The sequence below is a fragment of the Pseudomonas sp. MD195_PC81_125 genome (assembly GCF_014060985.1).
Classification (GTDB): domain Bacteria; phylum Pseudomonadota; class Gammaproteobacteria; order Pseudomonadales; family Pseudomonadaceae; genus Aquipseudomonas; species Aquipseudomonas parakoreensis.
The window spans coordinates 1-689 of record NZ_JABULD010000935.1; the positions used below are offsets into that span (position 1 = coordinate 1).

Annotated in this window: 1 protein-coding gene and 2 tRNA genes; 2 read left to right on the plus strand and 1 reads right to left on the minus strand. The window is 48.8% G+C overall.

Annotated features, from left to right (window positions below; translation table 11 throughout):
• On the minus strand, positions 1-70 hold a 70-nt coding region (locus HT737_RS32955), incomplete at its 3' end, for a hypothetical protein (protein ID WP_374011222.1).
• Between the two features lie 225 nt (positions 71-295).
• Between HT737_RS32955 and HT737_RS30455 the strand changes: the two genes are divergently transcribed.
• Together HT737_RS30455 and HT737_RS30460 are read left to right on the plus strand one after the other, a co-directional pair.
• Positions 296-382, plus strand: a tRNA-Leu gene (locus tag HT737_RS30455).
• Between the two features lie 181 nt (positions 383-563).
• Positions 564-650, plus strand: a tRNA-Leu gene (locus HT737_RS30460).
• Positions 651-689: the final 39 nt, after the last annotated feature.

Consider the following 689-nt stretch of genomic DNA (forward strand, 5'->3'; position numbering starts at 1 on the left):
TGGGAATAGGGTTTTCATATTTTTCCGCTTCACGAGCGGCCTCGGGATCGAGGGACTGCCAATCGGCCATTAGAGAGTTTTCACCTTGTCTATATGCGGGTTAGTTTGGCATAGGCGTCATCAAACGGGAAATTTCCGACTCTATAAGGCCCTTCTGAAGCCTTGTATCGACGCCTGAAAGCCCTTTTGAACACCGCCGGTAAAAAAAATCATTTTTTTTGCTGCCGGGGGTTTACAGTTAAAAAGGCGCTCCGTATAGTGCGCGCCATCGACGACGTACACACGTTGACGAGATGCCCAGGTGGTGAAATTGGTAGACACGCCAGCTTCAGGTGCTGGTGACCTTACGGTCGTGGAAGTTCGAGTCTTCTCCTGGGCACCAATTTCGAGTTTGAGACTAGAACAGTTTCAAGACTCACACAAAAACCCGCGAAAGCGGGTTTTTTGCATTCCGGGGAACGGTTTTGTCAAACCCGATTAATTAAAATTAAATCAGGGGTTTACAGATCAAAAAGCGCTCCGTATAGTGCGCCACATCAACAGCGGCAACGCTCGCGATGAATGCCCAGATGGTGAAATTGGTAGACACGCCAGCTTCAGGTGCTGGTGACCTTACGGTCGTGGAAGTTCGAGTCTTCTTCTGGGCACCAATTCAAACTCAAGGTTACGACGTTGAGTTTCCAAAAAAC